Annotated in this window: 17 protein-coding genes; 11 read left to right on the forward strand and 6 right to left on the reverse strand. The window is 69.0% G+C overall.

What is annotated here, in order from left to right; all coding sequences use genetic code 11:
- Positions 1-77: 77 nt before the first annotated feature.
- From AAC979_RS17235 to AAC979_RS17250, 4 genes are read left to right on the forward strand one after another with little or no spacing between them, the layout of a single operon-like run.
- Entirely contained in the window at positions 78-641 is a 564-nt protein-coding gene (locus tag AAC979_RS17235; RefSeq protein ID WP_371348121.1) for a sigma-70 family RNA polymerase sigma factor, read from the forward strand.
- Positions 638-1,321 carry a ChrR family anti-sigma-E factor gene (locus AAC979_RS17240; protein WP_371348122.1) on the forward strand — a complete coding sequence of 228 codons (684 nt, stop codon included), beginning with the start codon at positions 638-640 and terminating at the stop codon, positions 1,319-1,321. Before AAC979_RS17235 ends, AAC979_RS17240 begins: the two co-directional genes overlap by 4 nt.
- 3 nt (positions 1,322-1,324) lie before the next feature.
- The gene (locus tag AAC979_RS17245; RefSeq protein ID WP_371348123.1) at positions 1,325-2,206 is read left to right on the forward strand and encodes an alpha/beta hydrolase; all 882 of its coding nucleotides are present in this window, start codon (positions 1,325-1,327) and stop codon (positions 2,204-2,206) included.
- Positions 2,203-3,000, forward strand: a complete 798-nt coding sequence (locus AAC979_RS17250; RefSeq protein ID WP_371348124.1) for a DUF1295 domain-containing protein — start codon at positions 2,203-2,205, stop codon at positions 2,998-3,000. The genes AAC979_RS17245 and AAC979_RS17250 overlap by 4 nt, the downstream gene beginning before the upstream one ends.
- Here the strand turns inward: AAC979_RS17250 and AAC979_RS17255 are convergent.
- Complete coding sequence (locus tag AAC979_RS17255) at positions 2,990-3,391, reverse strand: DUF2177 family protein (protein ID WP_371348125.1); 402 nt, start codon at positions 3,389-3,391, stop codon at positions 2,990-2,992. The two genes, AAC979_RS17250 and AAC979_RS17255, sit on opposite strands and share 11 nt — an antisense overlap.
- 170 nt (positions 3,392-3,561) lie before the next feature.
- Between AAC979_RS17255 and AAC979_RS17260 the strand changes: the two genes are divergently transcribed.
- The 4 genes from AAC979_RS17260 to AAC979_RS17275 all read left to right on the forward strand — a co-directional run bounded on the left by AAC979_RS17260 (position 3,562) and on the right by AAC979_RS17275 (position 8,359).
- Positions 3,562-4,059, forward strand: coding sequence for a ferritin-like domain-containing protein (locus tag AAC979_RS17260; protein WP_371348126.1), 498 nt, complete (start codon positions 3,562-3,564; stop codon positions 4,057-4,059).
- A gap of 127 nt (positions 4,060-4,186) precedes the next feature.
- Positions 4,187-4,342 carry a hypothetical protein gene (locus AAC979_RS17265; RefSeq protein ID WP_371348127.1) on the forward strand — a complete coding sequence of 52 codons (156 nt, stop codon included), beginning with the start codon at positions 4,187-4,189 and terminating at the stop codon, positions 4,340-4,342.
- Between the two features lie 165 nt (positions 4,343-4,507).
- Positions 4,508-6,844: a glucose/quinate/shikimate family membrane-bound PQQ-dependent dehydrogenase gene (locus AAC979_RS17270; protein ID WP_371348128.1), complete on the forward strand. Its 2,337-nt coding sequence runs from the start codon at positions 4,508-4,510 to the stop codon at positions 6,842-6,844.
- Between the two features lie 189 nt (positions 6,845-7,033).
- A complete protein-coding gene (locus tag AAC979_RS17275; protein WP_371348129.1) occupies positions 7,034-8,359 on the forward strand; it encodes an NAD(P)/FAD-dependent oxidoreductase in 1,326 nt (441 codons plus the stop codon).
- 15 nt (positions 8,360-8,374) lie between these two features.
- On the opposite strand, the gene AAC979_RS17280 is transcribed toward AAC979_RS17275, so the two are convergent.
- Complete coding sequence (locus tag AAC979_RS17280) at positions 8,375-8,647, reverse strand: hypothetical protein (RefSeq protein ID WP_371348130.1); 273 nt, start codon at positions 8,645-8,647, stop codon at positions 8,375-8,377.
- A 349-nt stretch (positions 8,648-8,996) separates the two neighbouring features.
- On the opposite strand from AAC979_RS17280, the gene AAC979_RS17285 reads away from it, so the two are divergent.
- Positions 8,997-9,275 (forward strand): hypothetical protein, encoded by a 279-nt coding sequence (locus AAC979_RS17285; protein ID WP_371348131.1) that lies wholly within the window; start codon positions 8,997-8,999, stop codon positions 9,273-9,275.
- Between the two features lie 166 nt (positions 9,276-9,441).
- On the opposite strand, the gene AAC979_RS17290 is transcribed toward AAC979_RS17285, so the two are convergent.
- Positions 9,442-10,194 carry an outer membrane protein gene (locus AAC979_RS17290; RefSeq protein ID WP_371348132.1) on the reverse strand — a complete coding sequence of 251 codons (753 nt, stop codon included), beginning with the start codon at positions 10,192-10,194 and terminating at the stop codon, positions 9,442-9,444.
- A 359-nt stretch (positions 10,195-10,553) separates the two neighbouring features.
- Between AAC979_RS17290 and AAC979_RS17295 the strand changes: the two genes are divergently transcribed.
- Positions 10,554-11,882, forward strand: a complete 1,329-nt coding sequence (locus AAC979_RS17295) for an NAD(P)/FAD-dependent oxidoreductase (RefSeq protein ID WP_371348133.1) — start codon at positions 10,554-10,556, stop codon at positions 11,880-11,882.
- 45 nt (positions 11,883-11,927) lie between these two features.
- A complete protein-coding gene (locus tag AAC979_RS17300) occupies positions 11,928-13,223 on the forward strand; it encodes an NAD(P)/FAD-dependent oxidoreductase (protein ID WP_371348134.1) in 1,296 nt (431 codons plus the stop codon).
- 36 nt (positions 13,224-13,259) lie between these two features.
- Here the strand turns inward: AAC979_RS17300 and AAC979_RS17305 are convergent, their stop codons facing one another.
- From AAC979_RS17305 to AAC979_RS17315, 3 genes are all read right to left on the reverse strand, one after another.
- Positions 13,260-14,087 carry an ABC transporter permease gene (locus AAC979_RS17305; protein WP_371348135.1) on the reverse strand — a complete coding sequence of 276 codons (828 nt, stop codon included), beginning with the start codon at positions 14,085-14,087 and terminating at the stop codon, positions 13,260-13,262.
- 5 nt (positions 14,088-14,092) lie between these two features.
- On the reverse strand, positions 14,093-15,349 hold the full coding sequence (locus AAC979_RS17310; protein WP_371348136.1) for an ABC transporter permease: 1,257 nt from the start codon (positions 15,347-15,349) through the stop codon (positions 14,093-14,095).
- 162 nt (positions 15,350-15,511) lie between these two features.
- A complete protein-coding gene (locus AAC979_RS17315) occupies positions 15,512-16,558 on the reverse strand; it encodes an ABC transporter substrate-binding protein (RefSeq protein WP_371348137.1) in 1,047 nt (348 codons plus the stop codon).
- Between the last annotated feature and the right edge of the window lie 39 nt (positions 16,559-16,597).

The raw sequence follows: 16,597 nt of genomic DNA on the forward strand, positions 1-16,597 counted from the left end.
CCTCGCTCGACCCTGCCCGAACGACAGAGCCCGCCCCGGCCGCGCCACCCAGGCGGAGGCGGGAGGTGACGCGGCTGATGAAAGATGACGGCGTCCCGGATGGCGACGAACTCGCGCGGCTGATCGTCAAGGTCGCCGGCGAGCGCGACCGCCAGGCCTATGCCCGCCTCTACAGTTATTTCGCGCCGCGGCTGAACGCCTTTCTGCGGCGCTCCGGCCTGCCGCCGAACACGGCGGAGGAGATCGCCCAGGAGGTGATGCTCTCGGTCTGGCGTAAGGCGTCCTATTTCGACCCGGCCCGCGCCGGCGCCGCGACCTGGATTTTCACCATCGCCCGCAATCTGCGCATCGACCATCTGCGCCGGGTCCGCACCGCCGCGGCCGGCGAGGACGAGCCGGTCGAGGTGGAAACCGCCCCGTCGGGCGAGACCTTGCTGCTGACGGCGGAGCGCGAGGCGCGCGTCCGCGAAGCGCTGAAAACGCTCTCCGACGAACAAGCCACCGTGCTGCGCCTCTCCTTCTTCAGTGAGAAGGCGCATTCTGAAATCGCCCGCGAGCTCGGCTTGCCATTGGGCACCGTCAAATCCCGCGTGCGCCTCGCCCTCGGCCGGCTGCGCGTTCTTCTGGAAGGCCACGCATGACGATCCGCCACCACGCAACCGACGAAACGCTGCTGCGCTATGCCGCCGGCCAGCTACCCGCCGGACCCGCGCGGGTGCTCGCGGTCCATCTCGCCACCTGCCCGTGCTGCCGGTCGCGCCTCGCCGCGTTCGAGGCGGTGGGTGGCGCGCTGCTGGAGGCAATGCCGCCGGCGCCGATGGCGCCCGACGCCTTCGCCGCCGCGCTGCGCGCGATCGACCTTGAGGACAGGGCGCCGGACGCGCTTGCCGGGCCCGTTCATGCCGAGGCGACGATGACGGCGCGCAAGCCGGCGACGCTGCCGGGCGGCATTCCACTGCCGGCGCCGTTGCAGGACTGCGAGATCGGCCCCTGGCGCTGGATCGGCCTCGGCGTGCGCGCCAGCACGGTGCGGCTGCCGGAAGACCCGCAGGCGCGGCTGACGCTGCTGCGCGTCGGGCCGGGCCGCAAGCTGCCTGAGCACGGCCATGTCGGCACCGAGTTCACCCAGGTGATTTCCGGCTCCTTCTCCGACGGGTTCGGCCGCTACGGGCCGGGCGATCTCAGCGAGATGGACCAGGACATCGAGCACCAGCCGATCGTCGATCCCCAAGGCGAGTGCATCTGCCTGGCCGCGCTGGAAGGCAGCATGCGGCTGAACGGCTTTTTCGGCCGGCTGGTCCAGCCCTTTGTCCGGCTCTAGCGGATGCGCGCGGCGCTGGTCATCTCCCTCGTCCTGCTGATGACCCTTGCCGCCCGCGCCGCCGAGGGTCCGGTCGCTGTGCTGAATGCGCTCTCCCGCCTGGAGCCGGCGCGGGTCGACACCGGCCTCGCCTATGCCGAGGGGGCGCGCCACCGGCTCGATGTCTACCGCCCCGCCTCCGGCAACGGCACCGATCTGCCGGTCGTTGTGTTCTTCTATGGCGGGAGCTGGGATTCCGGCGAGCGGGCCATGTACCGCTTCGTCGGCGCCGCGCTGGCGAGCCGCGGCATGGTCGTGATCATTCCCGATTATCGGGTCTACCCGCAGGTGCGCTTTCCCACCTTTGTCGAGGATGGCGCGCGGGCCGTGCGCTGGGCAAAAACCCATGCCGCGCGCTATGGCGGCGACCCAGACCGGCTCATCCTCATGGGCCACTCCGCCGGGGCGCAGATCGCCGCGCTGCTGAGCCTCGACCCGAAATGGCTCGGCGCGGTCGGGCTCGACCCGCAGCGCGACGTGGCCGGGCTGGTCGGGCTGGCCGGACCCTATGATTTCCTTCCCCTGCGCAGCGCGCGGCTGAAGGCGATCTTCGGCCCGAAGGCGGAGCGCTGGCGCAGCCAGCCGATCCATTTCGCCACCCGCGCCGCCCCGCCGGCCTTTCTGGCCGCCGGGGAGCGCGACACCACGGTCGACCCCGGCAACAGCACCCGCCTCGCCGAGCGCATCCGCGCCAAGGGCGGCGAGGCAGATGTCAGACTCTACAAAGGCGTCGATCACCGGCTGATCATCGGCGCGTTCTCGCCGCCGCTGCGCCTGCTGGCCCCGGCGCTGAACGATGTGACCGACTTCGTCGCGGCGGTGCCGGCGCGCGGAGGCGCCCGATGACGCTGATCCTCTCGCTCGCCGCGATCGCGCTTTTCCTCAGCCTCGCCATGGCGGGAGCGTGGTGGGCGGCCGAGCGCAGCGGCAATCATGGCTGGGTGGACACGATCTGGTCCTATGCCACCGGCCTTGCCGGCGTCGCCGCCGCCCTGCTGCCGCTGGGCGCCACGCCCTGGGCGCCGCGCCAGCTTCTGGTGGCGGCGCTGGTGGGGCTGTGGTCGGCGCGTCTCGGCACCCATATCCTCAACCGGACGCGGCGCGGCCATGACGACCCGCGCTATGCCGATCTGCGCCGGCAATGGGGCGAGGCCGCCGCGCAGCGCCTGTTCCTGTTCCTGCAGGTACAGGCGCTGGCGGGGTTCGTGCTCGCCGTGGCGGTGGCGGCGGCGGCGCATAACCCGCTGCCCTTCTGGCGGCCGGGAGACGTGCTGGGCGTCGCGCTGTTTCTCGGCGCCGTGACCGGCGCGGCCGTCGCCGACCGCCAGCTTGCGCAATTCCGCGCCGATCCCGGCAATCGCGGGCGCGTGTGCGATGTCGGGTTGTGGGGGCTCACGCGCCACCCGAACTATTTCTTCGAGTGGCTGGGCTGGACCGCCTACCCCGCCATCGCCCTCGCGCTCACCTATCTCCCCGGCCTCGTGGCGCTGCTGGCGCCGGCGCTGATGTATGTGCTGCTGGTCCATGCCTCCGGCATTCCGCCGACGGAAGCGCATATGCTGCGCTCGCGCGGCGAGGCATTCCGCGCCTATCAGCGCCGCGTCAACGCCTTCTGGCCGCGATGGCGGCTCACTCGGTGATGGCGCGAGTGATCAGCATGCCGGCCGTGGTCGCCACGGCGGTGAGGAAGGTGCCCCAGGCAAGGTCGATCGCCGTCATCGCCGCCGGCCAGTTGCGCAGCGTGGCGTGGTTGGTGAGATCATAGGTGCCATAGGCCAGCAAGCCGAGAAAGGCGCCGAGGGCGAGCGCCGTGGTCCAGCGGCCCGAAGCCAGCGCCGGCTGCACGGCGAAGACGACCACGCCGGCGACATAGAGCAGATAGAACAGCGCCGCCGGAGGCCAGTTCGGCTGCTCGGCCATGAGATCGCCGATCAGCGGGCGATAGACGCGGCTCGCCATGAAGCCGAGCCAGAGCGCGTCGAGGGCGAGGAAGACAAGCCCGGTCGAGACATAAGCAACGAAGAACTGCATGGGCGCGCGCTCCGGGAGCGAGAAGGGTGTGCCAGCGGGTACGGCGCGCCGCGCCGCGCGGATCAGTTCCCCACTGCAGCCGCAAAAAGCCGCCGCAAGGCCCGGGAACGAAGCGTCACAGCCGCCGTTGTCGGCGCGAGGCTTGGGGACATCACGCGACGGAGACCGAAATGGCCGAGAAGAACCTCGAAACCCTGTTTCACGAGACCCTGAAGGACATCTACTACGCCGAGCGCAAGATCCTGAAGGCGCTGCCGAAAATGGCACGCGGCGCGCAGTCGCCGGAACTCAAGGCGGCGTTCGAGAAGCACCGCGACGAGACCGAGGGTCAGATCGAGCGCCTGCAGCAGGTGTTCGAGCTGATCGGCAAGCGCCCGCAGGGCAAGACCTGCGCCGCCATCGAAGGCATCCTTGAGGAAGGCGAGGAGATCCTCGACGAATTCAAGGGCCAGCCCGCGCTCGACGCCGGCCTCGCCGCCGCCGCCCAGGCGGTGGAGCATTACGAGATCTCCCGCTACGGCACGCTGAAGCGCTGGGCGCAGGTGCTCGGCATGAAGGACGCGGTGACGCTGCTCGACGCCACGCTGAAGGAAGAGTCGATGACCGACGACGCCCTCACCAAGCTCGCCGACAAGGTGGCGAACGCCAAGGCGCTGAAGGCCGCGTGACGCCGGCGCGAGGCGCCGGCCCAACCGGCGCCTCGCGGCCGCGCGGTCGGCAGACGTCGCGCGAGATGATTTGCCGGCAAATCGCGTGCCGTCCACGCCCAGACCGCCGAAACAGAGAGGAGACATCATGTCCCAGCGAACCGCGCTGCGTCTGGCCCTCGCCCTCATCGCGGCCATCGCCGTGATCTGGCTCATCAGCTCGTTCTTCGTGCTGGAAGACGAAAACCCACGCAGCAGCCTGGGCTCGCCCCTCCCCGCCCTCACGCAGACGGTCCCGGCCTGACCGGCGATCGCGCGGGGAACGGAACGCATCGCCGGCTCGCCGGTTAACCCGGCGCACGTGCCGCCTTGCCGGCGCGGCTCCGTCGCGATGAGCGACGGCTCCGGTCGGTCTCGCCGTCCTGGGTCGGGCGCCACGCACCCATCCCCCGGACCGAAAGGCTGGCCGATGCGCGCCTCCGCTCCCGCCCTTGTCACTGCTGTCCTGCTCGGGCTGATCGGCCTGTTTCTCGCCGCGGGCGGGGTGTGGCTGATCACGCTCGGCGGCAGCCCGTTCTATGCGGTGCTCGGGATCGGCCTCGTTATCTGCGCGGTGCTGGCCGGGCGCCGACACGCTGGCGCGCGTCTGCTCTATGCGGTGCTTCTCGCCGCAACGCTCGGCTGGGCGGTGTGGGAAGTGGGGCTCGACTGGTGGCCGCTGGCGGCGCGCGGCGGGCTGATCGTGCTGCTCGGCCTGTGGCTGCTGACCCCCTGGGCGGTCGGGCGACGCGGCTGGAATGCCGGCCGTGTGCTGCTGGCTCTTGTGTTGGTCGGCTGCATCGGCGTCGCCGGCGCCGCGCTGCTGCGCGATCCGCATCGGATCGACGGCCGGCTGCAGGCGCAGACAGGGGGCGCCACGGCTCCCGATGGCGCCGTGCCCGATGGGGAATGGCACCATTACGGGCGCACGCTTGCCGGGCAGCGCTACACGCCGCTGGCGCAGGTGACGCCAGAGAATGTCGCCCAGCTCGAAGTGGCCTGGACCTACCGGACCGGCGATGTGCGCGGGCCCGAGGATGTGAACGAGACCACCTATCAGGTGACGCCGCTGAAGGTCGGCGATCTCGTCTATCTCTGCACCCCGCATCACATCGCCATCGCGCTTGATGCCGAGACTGGCGAGGAACGTTGGCGCTTCGATGCCGATGAGGGGCTCGACCCGCAACGCCAGCACCAGACCTGCCGCGGCCTTTCCTATTACCGCGATCCCGCCGTCATCGAGGCCGATCTCGCGGCCGCGCCGGCCTGCACCGCCCGCGTCTACCTTCCGACCTCCGACGCCCGGCTGATCGCGCTCGACGCGCGGACCGGCGCGACCTGCCCCGGCTTCGGCGAGAACGGCACGGTGAATCTCTGGGCCAACATGCCCAACCAGAAGAGCGGCTTCTACTATTCCACCTCGCCGCCGACCGTGGTGAATGACCGCGTCATCATCGGCGGCTCGGTCAACGACAATTACGCCGTGGAATCGCCCTCCGGCGTGATCCGCGCCTATGACGCGGTGACGGGCGCGCTGCTCTGGGCCTGGGATTCCGGCAATCCCGACCGCACCACCCCGCTCGGACCGGACGAGACCTATACGGCGAACTCGCCCAATAGCTGGAGCGTGTTCAGCGCCGACCCTGTTCTCGGCCTGGTCTATATCCCGCTCGGCAATGCGACTCCGGACCAGCTCGGCGCGCATCGCAGCCCGGCGGTGGAGCGCTTCTCCTCGTCGGTCGTGGCGCTCGACATTGCCAGCGGCGCGGTGCGCTGGGTGTTCCAGACCGTGCATCATGACCTCTGGGACATGGATGTGCCGGCGCAGCCGGTGCTGATCGACCTCGACACGGACCAGGGCACCACGCCCGCGCTGGTGCAGGCGACCAAGCAGGGCGATGTCTATGTGCTCGACCGGCGCAGCGGCCAGCCGATCCTGCCCGTGCGCGAGGTGCCCGCCCCGGGTGGGGCCATTGAAGGGGAGTGGACCGCGCCGACCCAGCCCGTCTCCGCGCTCAGCTTCGCGCCGGAACCGCTGCGCGAGACGGATATGTGGGGCGCGAGCCTGCTCGACCAGCTCGCCTGCCGCATCCATTTCCGTCAGTTGCGCTATGAAGGCCGCTACACCCCGCCGACGCTGCAGGGCACGCTGGTCTATCCCGGCAATTTCGGCACTTTCAACTGGGGCTCGGTGGCGGTCGATCCGGTACGGCAGGTGATGTTCGCCATGCCGACCTATCTCGCCTTCACCTCGCAGCTCGTGCCTTCCTCCGAGATTTCCGCCACCGAACAGGTGAATGCCGGCGAGGCGGGGCTGAACGTCAATGCCGGCGGCGATTACGGCGTGCGGATGGGACCGTTCGTCTCGCCGCTCGGCCTGCCCTGCCAGGCGCCGCCCTGGGGCTATGTCGCCGGGGTCGATCTGAGGACGGGCGAAAAAGCATGGATGCACAAGAACGGAACGGTGCGCGATGCTGCAGCCGTGCCGCTGCCGCCGATCCCGATGGGTGTGCCCGGCATTGGCGGCCCGCTGCTCACCGCCTCGGGCGTCGCCTTCCTCGCCGCCACCATCGACGACTATCTCCGCGCCTATGATGTCGCCACCGGCGCCCAGCTCTGGCAGCAGCGCCTGCCGGCCGGCGGACAGGCGACACCGATGAGCTATGAGTCGGGCGGGCGGCAATATATCGTGCAGGTCGCCGGCGGGCATGGCTCCATCGGCACCAAGGCCGGCGACTACGTGATCGCCTACCGGCTTCCGCGCTAAAGCAGTTCCGCCGGGACCATCCGCCCGCAACGGCGGCCGGTTCCTGAAGCGAGGCCTATCGTTCGTGCGAAGCGGAAACCGCTTCGCACGAACATGCGCGGAAGACTTTTCGCCGATCAGGTTGATTTAGCCTGATCGGATCAAGCGCCAGGCTGGCGCGCGGAGCGGCCATCCACGGGGAGGGGCGGCGTGAGCGAGGGTGAGACAAAACCGGACCCGGCGCCCCGGCCCCATGTCGTCATTGTCGGCGCCGGCTTCGGTGGGCTGGAGGTGGCGCGGGGACTGGCGAAGGCCCCGGTGGATGTGACGCTGATCGACCGGCACAATTACCACTGCTTCCAACCGCTGCTCTACCAGGTGGCCACCGCCACCCTGTCGCCGGCCGATATCGCCTGGCCGATCCGCCACATCCTCTCCCGCCAGCCCAACATCACCATGCTGATGGCACAGGCCGAGGGCGTGGACCGCACACGCCGCGAACTCCTCACCAGCGAGGGGCCGATCCGCTACGATGTCCTTGTCCTGGCTACCGGGGCGACGCATTCCTATTTCGGCCACCCGGAATGGGCGCGCTTCGCGCCGGGGCTGAAGGACATCGAGGACGCCACCCAGTTGCGCCGTCGTATCCTGCTGGCGTTCGAGCGGGCCGAAGTGACCTCCTCGCCGGAGATCCGCCGCCGGCTGCTCACCTTCGCCATCATCGGCGGCGGACCGACGGGCGTGGAACTCGCCGGCTCCATCGCGGAAATCGCCCGTCATGCTCTGGCGCCGGACTTCAAGCGGGTCGATCCGCGCACCGCCCGCATCCTCTTGATCGAGGCCGGTCCGCGGCTGCTGCCGGCCCTGCCGGAGCGGCTGTCCGAGCATGCGCGCGAGCGGCTGGAAGCGATGGGGGTCGAGGTGCTTACAGGGCGCCCGGTCATCGACATGGGGGTTGACCATGTCACGCTGGAGGGGGGCGAGAGCCTGCCGGTGGCGACCAAGATCTGGGCGGCGGGAGTGCGCGCCTCGCCGGCGGCGGACTGGCTCGGCGTCGCCGCCGACCGTGCCGGGCGCTGCCATGTCGAAGCCGATCTCAGCCTGCCGGGCGAGCCGGACATTTTCGTCATCGGCGACACCGCCGCTGTCAGCCAGGCAGATGGGCGGCCGGTGCCCGGCATAGCGCCCGCTGCCAAGCAGATGGGCGACCATGTCGCCGAGGTGATCCGGGCGCGGCTGTCCGGGGGCCAGGCACCGGGCTTCCGCTACCGGCATGCCGGCGATCTCGCCACGATCGGGCGCAATGCGGCGGTGGTGAAGCTGGGACGGCTCGAACTGACCGGCTTTCTCGGCTGGATGTTCTGGGGGATCGTGCACGTCTATTTTCTGGTCGGCGCGCGCAACCGACTGACCGTCGCCCTCTCCTGGCTGTGGAACTACCTGACCTATCAGCGCGCCGCGCGGCTGATCACCGGCGATGTCGTCCCCGCGCGCAGCCCCGCCCCCGCCCCGCAGGAGCCGCGCCCGCCGGCGTGATCAGGCGCCCGCTTCTCAGCCGAAGCAGCGGTTCACCGTCGCCTCGTCGTCCAGCACGCGGAAGGTAAGCAGGGTGCCGTTCGTGTCCAGCGGGCGGATGGCGATCCAGCGGCCCGCTTCCGTCACCAGATTGGCACGGCCGGCGGCGCGGGCCTCGGTGATGACGGCGAGTTCGGAGCGGACCGAGCCGACGGCGCCGTCGCGCTCGAAGCGGATTTCGAAGCTGGCGGTGGCCGAGCCGAAGCCGCTGGCGCGCAGCCACCCCTTCGCCTGGATCGTCCTCACCATGTGCCACGCCTCGTTCGAGTGTTCCGCACCTTAAGAAGTCGTCTACGCATGCGATGCGGGTCCGGATCACATTCGCGCGCGAGGCGGGTGGGGATCGCCCCATCGCCTCGCCGTCTACGGCCCGCGAGGCCAAAGGTTCCGCTCTCGTTCAAGGGAGATGGCCCCCGAAGCGACGCGCCCGCCGGCGCCGTCAGCGGGCCATGGGCGGCGGTATCCGCGGCCGGCCGGCGGAGGCCGGGACCGTGTTACACTTCGACATCGTCGGTGATGACCAGCAGGCCGACGGCTGGGAGAGTTCGGGCTCGTCTCGTCGCGCTTTCGCTCCACTTCACCTGCAAGGAGCCTGCGCATGCGCTTTGCGATGTCAGAGCCCCCCAGCCCGTTCGCCCTGGAGGAGGCCCTCGCCGGGGCCGCCTACGAGCCCGAAGACGTGATGCTGCTCGACGCGGCCTTCGCCCGCGCCTGCGACCAGGCCTCCCAGCGCTTCGCGCTTGGCGAGGGCATACGCAGCCTGCTCGCCTTCGCCATCCTCGAAGGCGCGAAATCCGGGCTGCGCGACCCCGGGCATCTGGCCTCCTTCGCCCTGCGGGCGCTGCCGAGCTTCCGCGCGCAGGAGCCGGACCGCTAGAGCGCTTTCGAGCGAGTTTGACGCCGGTTCGCGTGATGAAAGCGCGACTGAACAGAAATGACATCCGGCGCGCCGGCGAGACCCGCGAGATCATGAGCGAGATTATGGGCAAGAAAAAGGGCCGCTTGCGCGGCCCTTTCAATTGTCGCCCGAGGAGGGAAGGCACTCAGAACTTGTAGTTCAGGCCGGCCTTGATGGTGTGGAAGGTGGTCTTGGCATCGAGCGAGCCATACACGCCCGGCGCCAGGAAGCCGCTGATCGCGGTGGTTTCGCCGAGATCGACGTAGAGATATTCGGTCTTGAGCGTCCAGTTGTTGTTGATGGCGTACTCAAAACCGGCGCCAGCGGTCCAACCCCAGTTGGTGTCGTCGGCGGATTCGCTGAGCAGGAAGCCCGGAGCCACGACGCTGACGGTGGACTTCACCTTGCCATAGGCCGCGCCACCCGTGCCGTAGACCAGCAGGTGATCGAAGGCATAACCGAGGCGGGCACGGATGGTGCCGAACCACTCGACTTCCGAACCGGCCTGCAGGGAGGCGCCCGCCCCCGCCAGCGGCACGTTCAGGCCCGCATCGAACTTGCCTTCGATGCCCGACCACTGGAAGTCGGCCTCGACGCCCAGAACGACATTGTTGAGGAACTGGTAGTTATAGCCGATCTGCGCGCCGCCGAAGAAGCCGCTCGAATCGACCGTCGCCGAACCGCTGGCGACCGGGAACCCGTCGGACGAGACCGAGAACGGGTATTCGAATTCATTGCCGCCATAGCCGACATTGGCGCCGAGATAGAAGCCGGTCCAGGAGAACATCGGCTCCATGACCACGACTTCAGCCTTGGTCGGATAGGGCAGATCCGCCGCCATCGCCGCCACCGGCATGGCGGTGGTCATCAGGACGGCTCCGAGCAGTACATTCTTCATATCGCTTCCCCCAGATGGATCACATGCCGGCAATGTAGCCAATCCGTTGGATTCGCGTAGTGCAAATGAGCAACACCTCTCTGGATTGCAGATAATCTACTGCGAATACCATACCATAATGGGTAGAATAGCATTATTTTACCGGCAATTTTGTCGAGTTCAGGCCCGTTGCGACACGACGTGGCGGTACTATATTATTCGTTTGGTAGATTATTTTACCTCCCGCAACGGCAGTACACTTTGGCGGCGCGACCCGGGCCCGCGCGCGCCCCGCCCGCCCTGGCACTGCTTTTGCTAGCTTTGCCGTCCCACGCGGCGCATGAAGCGCCGCATCTCGCTACCCGTTCACACAGGTCAACATGGGCCCCCAGGTCGTACCCGTCGCTTCCGACCCCTTCTGCCCGCCCGACGCCGATGCGGTGATCGTCGGCGGCGGCATCATCGGCACCACCAGCGCGCTCTATCTCGCCGAGCGCGGCCTCAAGGTGGTGCTGTGCGAGAAGGGGCACATTGCCGGCGAGCAATCCAGCCGCAACTGGGGCTGGTGCCGGCAGGCCAAGCGCGATCCGCGCGAGTTCGAACTGATCCGCGAGGCGCTGCGGCTCTGGCGCGGCATGGACGCCCATATCGGCGCCGCCACCGGCTTCACCACGACCGGCATTCTGTTCGCCGCCAATGACGCGAAGCAGGAAGCCTCCTTCGCCGACTGGGTGAGGGAGGCCGCCGGCGCCGGCATTCATGCCGAGATGGTCACCGGTTCCCGGCTGGCGGAGCATATGCCCGGCGACACGAAGCCACCGCCGGCCGCACTCTGGTGCGCGTCCGACGGGCGGGCCGAACCGCAGAAGGCCGCGCCCGCCATCGCCGAGGCGGCGCGAAAGCGCGGGGCGGTCATCCTCGCCGATTGCGCGGTGCGCGGGGTGGAAACCGGCGGCGGGCGGGTCATCGCCGCCGTCACTGAGCGCGGCCGCATCGCCACGCCGACCGTCATCGTGGCGGGCGGCGCCTGGACGCGGCGGATCCTCGCCGATGTCGGCATCGACCTGCCGCAGCTCAAGGTGCGCGCCAGCGTGCTGCGCACCTCGCCGGTGGAGGGCGGCCCCACGCCGGCGCTGTGGGACCATGATTTCGCCTTCCGGCGCCGGGAAGATGGCGGTTACACCCTTGCCAACGGGCATGTGAACGTGGTGCCGATCGTGCCGGACAGCTTCCGCTTCGCCCTCCCCTTCCTGCCGGCGCTGCAGATGGAATTCGCCTCGCTGCGGCTGCGGCTCGGCCCGCGCTTTGTCACCGAATGGCGCGAGAGCGCGCGGCGCCCCTTCGACGAACCCTCGGTCTATGAGGCGGCGCGGGTGCTCGATCCGGCTCCCGACCGGGGCTATCTCGACCAGGCCTTCGCCGCGCTGAAGCGGCGCTTCCCGGCCTTCGCGAAGGCGCGCATCGTGCAGAGCTGGGCCGGATTCATCGACGCCACGCCGGATGCGGTGCCGGTGATCTCCCCCGTCGACGCGGTATCCGGCCTCATCGTCGCCACCGGCTTTTCCGGCCACGGCTTCGGCATCGGCCCGGGCGCCGGCCATCTCGTCGCCGATCTCGTCACCGGCGCCACGCCGATAGCCGATCCCCACCCCTACCGTCTGTCGCGTTTCTTCGATGGATCGCGGCCGCGCCCCATGGCGGGTCTCTGACCCGCCCGCGCCCTCGATCCGCCACCCCCCGACCGGAACACGCCCATGGTCCAGACCCTCGCCCGCCGCCCGATGCCGCGCTCGCTCTACCGCGAGACCGCGCCGCCGGCCCCCGAAACCGGGGCGCTCACCGGCGACGCCACCGCCCAGGTCGTGATTGTCGGCGGCGGCTTTACCGGCCTCTGCGCCGCGCTGCACCTCGCCGAGGCCGGCGTCGACACGGTGCTGCTGGAAGCGAGCCAGATCGGCTGGGGCGCCTCCGGCCGTAATGGCGGGCAGGTCAATCCCGGGCTGAAATGGGAACCGGAGGAGCTGGAACAGGTGTTCGGCGCCGATCTCGGCGGACGCATGGTGCGGCTCGGCGATCAGGCGCCCGGCCTCGTCTTCGACCTCATCGCCCGCCACCGCATCGACTGTGCACCCAAGCGCGGCGGCACGCTGAGGGCGGCTCTGTCGCAACGCGCCGCCAAGGGCGTGCGTGAGTTCCAGCGGCAATGGCAGGCGCGCGGCGCCGATGTGGTGATCGCCGAGGGCAAGGAGATGGCGCGCCTCACCGGCACCGGCGCCTATTGCCTCGGCGCGCATGACCGGCGCGGCGGGCAGGTGAACCCGCTCGCCTATTGCCGCGGCCTCGCCCGCGCCGCGCTGAAGGCAGGGGCGCGCCTGTTCACCGATACGCCGGCCCTGCGGCTGGCGAAGGCGGGCAGCTTCTGGCTGATCGAAACGCCGGGCGGCCGGGTGACGGCGGAGCGGGTGATCCTCGCCACCAATGGCTATAGCGACGATCTCGTGCCCGGGCTGCGGCGCAGCGTGATCCCGGTCTATTCCTCCATCACCGCCACCGAGCCGCTGCCGGCGGAACTCGCCGCGCCGATCATGCCTGATGGCGTGGTGCTGTATGAGATGTCGGCCTCCTACGCCTATTACCGGCTGGACGATGCCGGCCGCTTTGTCATGGGCGGGCGCAGCGTGCTGCGGCCGGCGACCGCACCCGAGGATTTCCGCGCCCTGATCGACCACGCGACGCGGCTGTTCCCGGTGCTGAAAGCGATGGACTGGACGCATCGCTGGAACGGGCAGGTGGCGGTGACCTGGGATCACCTGCCGCATCTGCACGAGCCGGAGCCGGGGCTGACCATCGGGCTTGGCTATAATGGCCGCGGCGTCGCCATGGCCACCGCCACCGGGCGCATGCTCGCCCGCCACGCCGCCGGGGGCGGGGCCGAGGCGCTCGACCTGCCCGTCACCCGCATCCGGCCGATCCTCGGCCATGCCGCCTGGCCGCTGGCGGTGAAGGCGCGGCTGAAATGGGACCGTCTGCGCGAAACCTTCCAGAACTGAGCGAAACCCGGCCGGGCCGGCGCATGGCCGGCGGCGTCAGCCCGCCGTGCCGCGCAGCCGCTCGGAGCGGCGGCGCAGCAGTTCCAGCGTCAGCATGAGCAGCGCCGCGAAGACGACAAGCAGCGTCGCGGCGGCGGTGATGGTCGGCGAAATCTGCTCGCGTATGCCGGAGAACATCTGCCGCGGCAGGGTGCGCTGGTCGGGGCTGGCGAGGAACAGCGCCACCACCACCTCGTCCCAGGAGGTGACGAAGGCGAACAGCGCCCCCGAGGTCACGCCCGGCGCGATCAGCGGCAGCGTCACCGTGCGGAAGGCGGTCCAGGGCGAGGCGCCGAGCGAGGCGGCGGCGCGGGTGAGCGAGCGGTCGAAGCCGGTCAGCGTCGCCGTCACCGTGATCACGACGAAGGGCGTGCCGAGAATGGCATGGGCGAGGATCAGCCCGATATAGGTGTTGTTCAGCCCCACCGCCGCGAAGCCGAAGAACATCGCCACCGCGACGATGACCACCGGCACGATCATCGGTGAGATCAGGATCGACAGGATCAGCCCGGCGAAGGGCACATTGCCGCGCGACAGGCCAAGCGCGGCCAGCGTGCCGAGAGCGGTGGCGATGAGGGTGGAGAACACCGCGACGATGCCGCTGTTCTGCAGCGCGATGCGCCAGCGATCATCGGTGAAGAAATCCACATACCAGCGCAGGCTGAGCCCCGGCAGCGGATAGGTGAACCAGGGCTCGCTGGAGAAGGACAGCGGCATGATCACCAGGATCGGGCCGATCAGGAACAGGAAGACGAGGGTGCAGAACACCGCGAAGAGGAAATAGGCCAGTTTCTCGCGCGGGGTGGCGTAGGACGGTGCCAGCATGTCGATCAGCCCAGCTTTACCTTGTCGATGCCGACCACGCGGTTGAACACCGCATAGAGCACCAGCGTCATCATCAGCAGCAGCCCGCCCAGCGCCGAGGCCTGGCCCCAGTTCATCTCGCGGTTGGTGTAGAGCGCGACGAAATAGCTGACCATCTGGTCCTGCGGCCCGCCGACCAGCGCCGGGGTGATGTAGTAGCCGAGCGACAGGATGAAGGTGAGCAGGCAGCCGGCACCGACGCCGGGCAGCGTCTGCGGCATGTAGACCGAGACGAAGGCGGTCAGCGGCCCGGCGCCGAGCGAGCGCGCCGCGCGCAGATGCGAGGCGGGAATCGACTTCATCACCGAATAGATCGGCAGGATGGTGAAGGGGAGCTGGATATGCGTCATCGCCAGCACCGTGCCGAAGCGGTTGAAGATGAGCTGCACCCGCTCGGTGGTCAGGTGCAGCGCCAGCAGGATGTCGTTGAGCACGCCATTGCTCTGCAAAAGCACGATCCACGCCGTGGTGCGCACCAGAATGGAGGTGGTGAAGGGCAGCAGCACCAGGATCATCAGTACATTGGCCCGCGCCGGGGGCAGGATGGCGAGCAGATGCGCGACCGGATAGCCGAGCACCAGCGTCGCCAGCGTCACCACCAGGCTGATCGTCAGGGTGCGGATGAAGATGTCGATGAAGATCGACTGGTCGGGATAATTCGCCGTCACCGCCCCGGCGGCGTCCTGCCTGAGATCGAGCGCGGTGAGCAGATAATAGGGGGTGAAGCTGTTGCCGGCGCGCTTCATGATCGCCCAGAATTCCACCGAGCCCCATTCCGCGTCGCTGGCGATGAACTTCTCTTTCCACGGCCCGCCGCCGCCGGCATCGACCAGACGGCCGGCCTTGAGGAAGCGCGAGCGCGCACCCGGCACCTCGTAATTGATGCGCTTGCCGACGAGGGCGGTGGTGCGGTCCTTCTGCGTCTGCACGAGATCGTCGGCGAAGGCGGCGAACACCGCCTCGCCGGGCGTCTCCCGCCCGTCCCAGGCCGCCAGCGCCGCCATGGTGCGCGGCATGGTCTCGCGCACCTCCGTGTTCTCCACCGACCGCACCAGCATCAGCCCGATCGGCAGGGCGAACACGGCGAGCACGAAAACGAGCAGCGGCGCGACGAGCGAGAAGGAGCGCGCGCGGTTCATCCGCTCGGCGCGGCGGAGCTTGGTCTTGAGCGAGATGCGGTCCGCGTCGGGTCCGGCCTCGCCCGGAAGGGCGGCCACGGCCATGTCGAGAAATCCCCCTCGGTTGCTGCCGCGGCCTTGCCCCGGAGGGCGGCGCGGTCGGTGAGCGGCCGGGGCACCGAGAGCCCCGGCTTGCCTTCCGCCCGCCCCCGAGGGAGCGGGCGCGTGTTCAGGACGCGCGGCGGCCAGTCACCGGCGCGCCCGGGATCACTGGGCGATCCAGGTGTTGAAGCGCTTGAGCAGTTCTTCCTTGTTGTCGCCCCAGAAGACCGGGTCATTGGCGAGCGCGGTCTTCGCGTTTTCCGGCGCCGTCGGCAGGTCCTTCAGGATGTCGGGGGCGACCAGCGGCGTGGCGGCGAGCAGGGCGGGACCATAGGAGATGTACTTGGTCTGCGCCGCCTGCGCCTCCGGGCTGGAGGCGAACTCGACGAATTTGTAGACCGCATCGAGGTCCTTCACGCCCTTCGGGATCGCCCACAGGTCATAATCGAGCAACTGGCCGTCCCAGACGATCTTGAAGTTCTTCTTGTCGACCTTGTTGGCGTTGAAAATGCGCCCGTTCCAGGCGGTGGCCATCACCACTTCGCCCGAGGCGAGGAGCTGCGGCGGCTGGGCGCCGGCCTCCCACCAGACGATGTCGTTCTTGATGGTGTCGAGCTTCTTGAAGGCGCGGTCGACGCCTTCCTTGGTCTTCAGCGTCTCATAGACCTTGTCGGCCGGCACGCCGTCCGCCATCAGCGCGAATTCGAGATTTCCGAAAGGCGTCTTCTGCAGCGCCCGCTTGCCCGGCCAGGTCTTGGTGTCGAACAGGCCGGCGATAGTCTTGGGGCCGTCTTTGATCTTGTCGGCGTCATAGGCATAGATGGTGGAATAGATGATGGTCGGAATGCCGCATTCGAAGGTCGAGCCCTTCACGAAGGCGCCCTCGCCGCCGAACTTGGAATAGTCGATCGGGGTGAGGAAGCCTTCGTCGCAGCCCTGCTGGGCAGTGGCGGCGTCGACATCCACGGCATCCCAGGTGGTGTTGCCGGACTCGACCATGGCGCGGATGCGCGCGGCCTCGCCATTATATTCTTCCTGGGTGATCTTCACGCCGGTCTTGGCGGTGTAGGGCTTGAAATAGGCCTCGTCCTGGCTGGTCTGGTAGGCGCCGCCCCAGGAGGTGATGGTGAGGCTGTCCGCGGCGAAGGCGGTGCCGCAGCTCGCCGCGAGGGCGAGCGCGGAAAGGGTCATCGTCAGCGACTTCAACGGCATGGTCATTCCCTTTGGATCGGAGGGGGCGAAGGTCTGGGG

It is taken from the genome of Ancylobacter sp. IITR112, from assembly GCF_041415945.1.
Classification (GTDB): domain Bacteria; phylum Pseudomonadota; class Alphaproteobacteria; order Rhizobiales; family Xanthobacteraceae; genus Ancylobacter.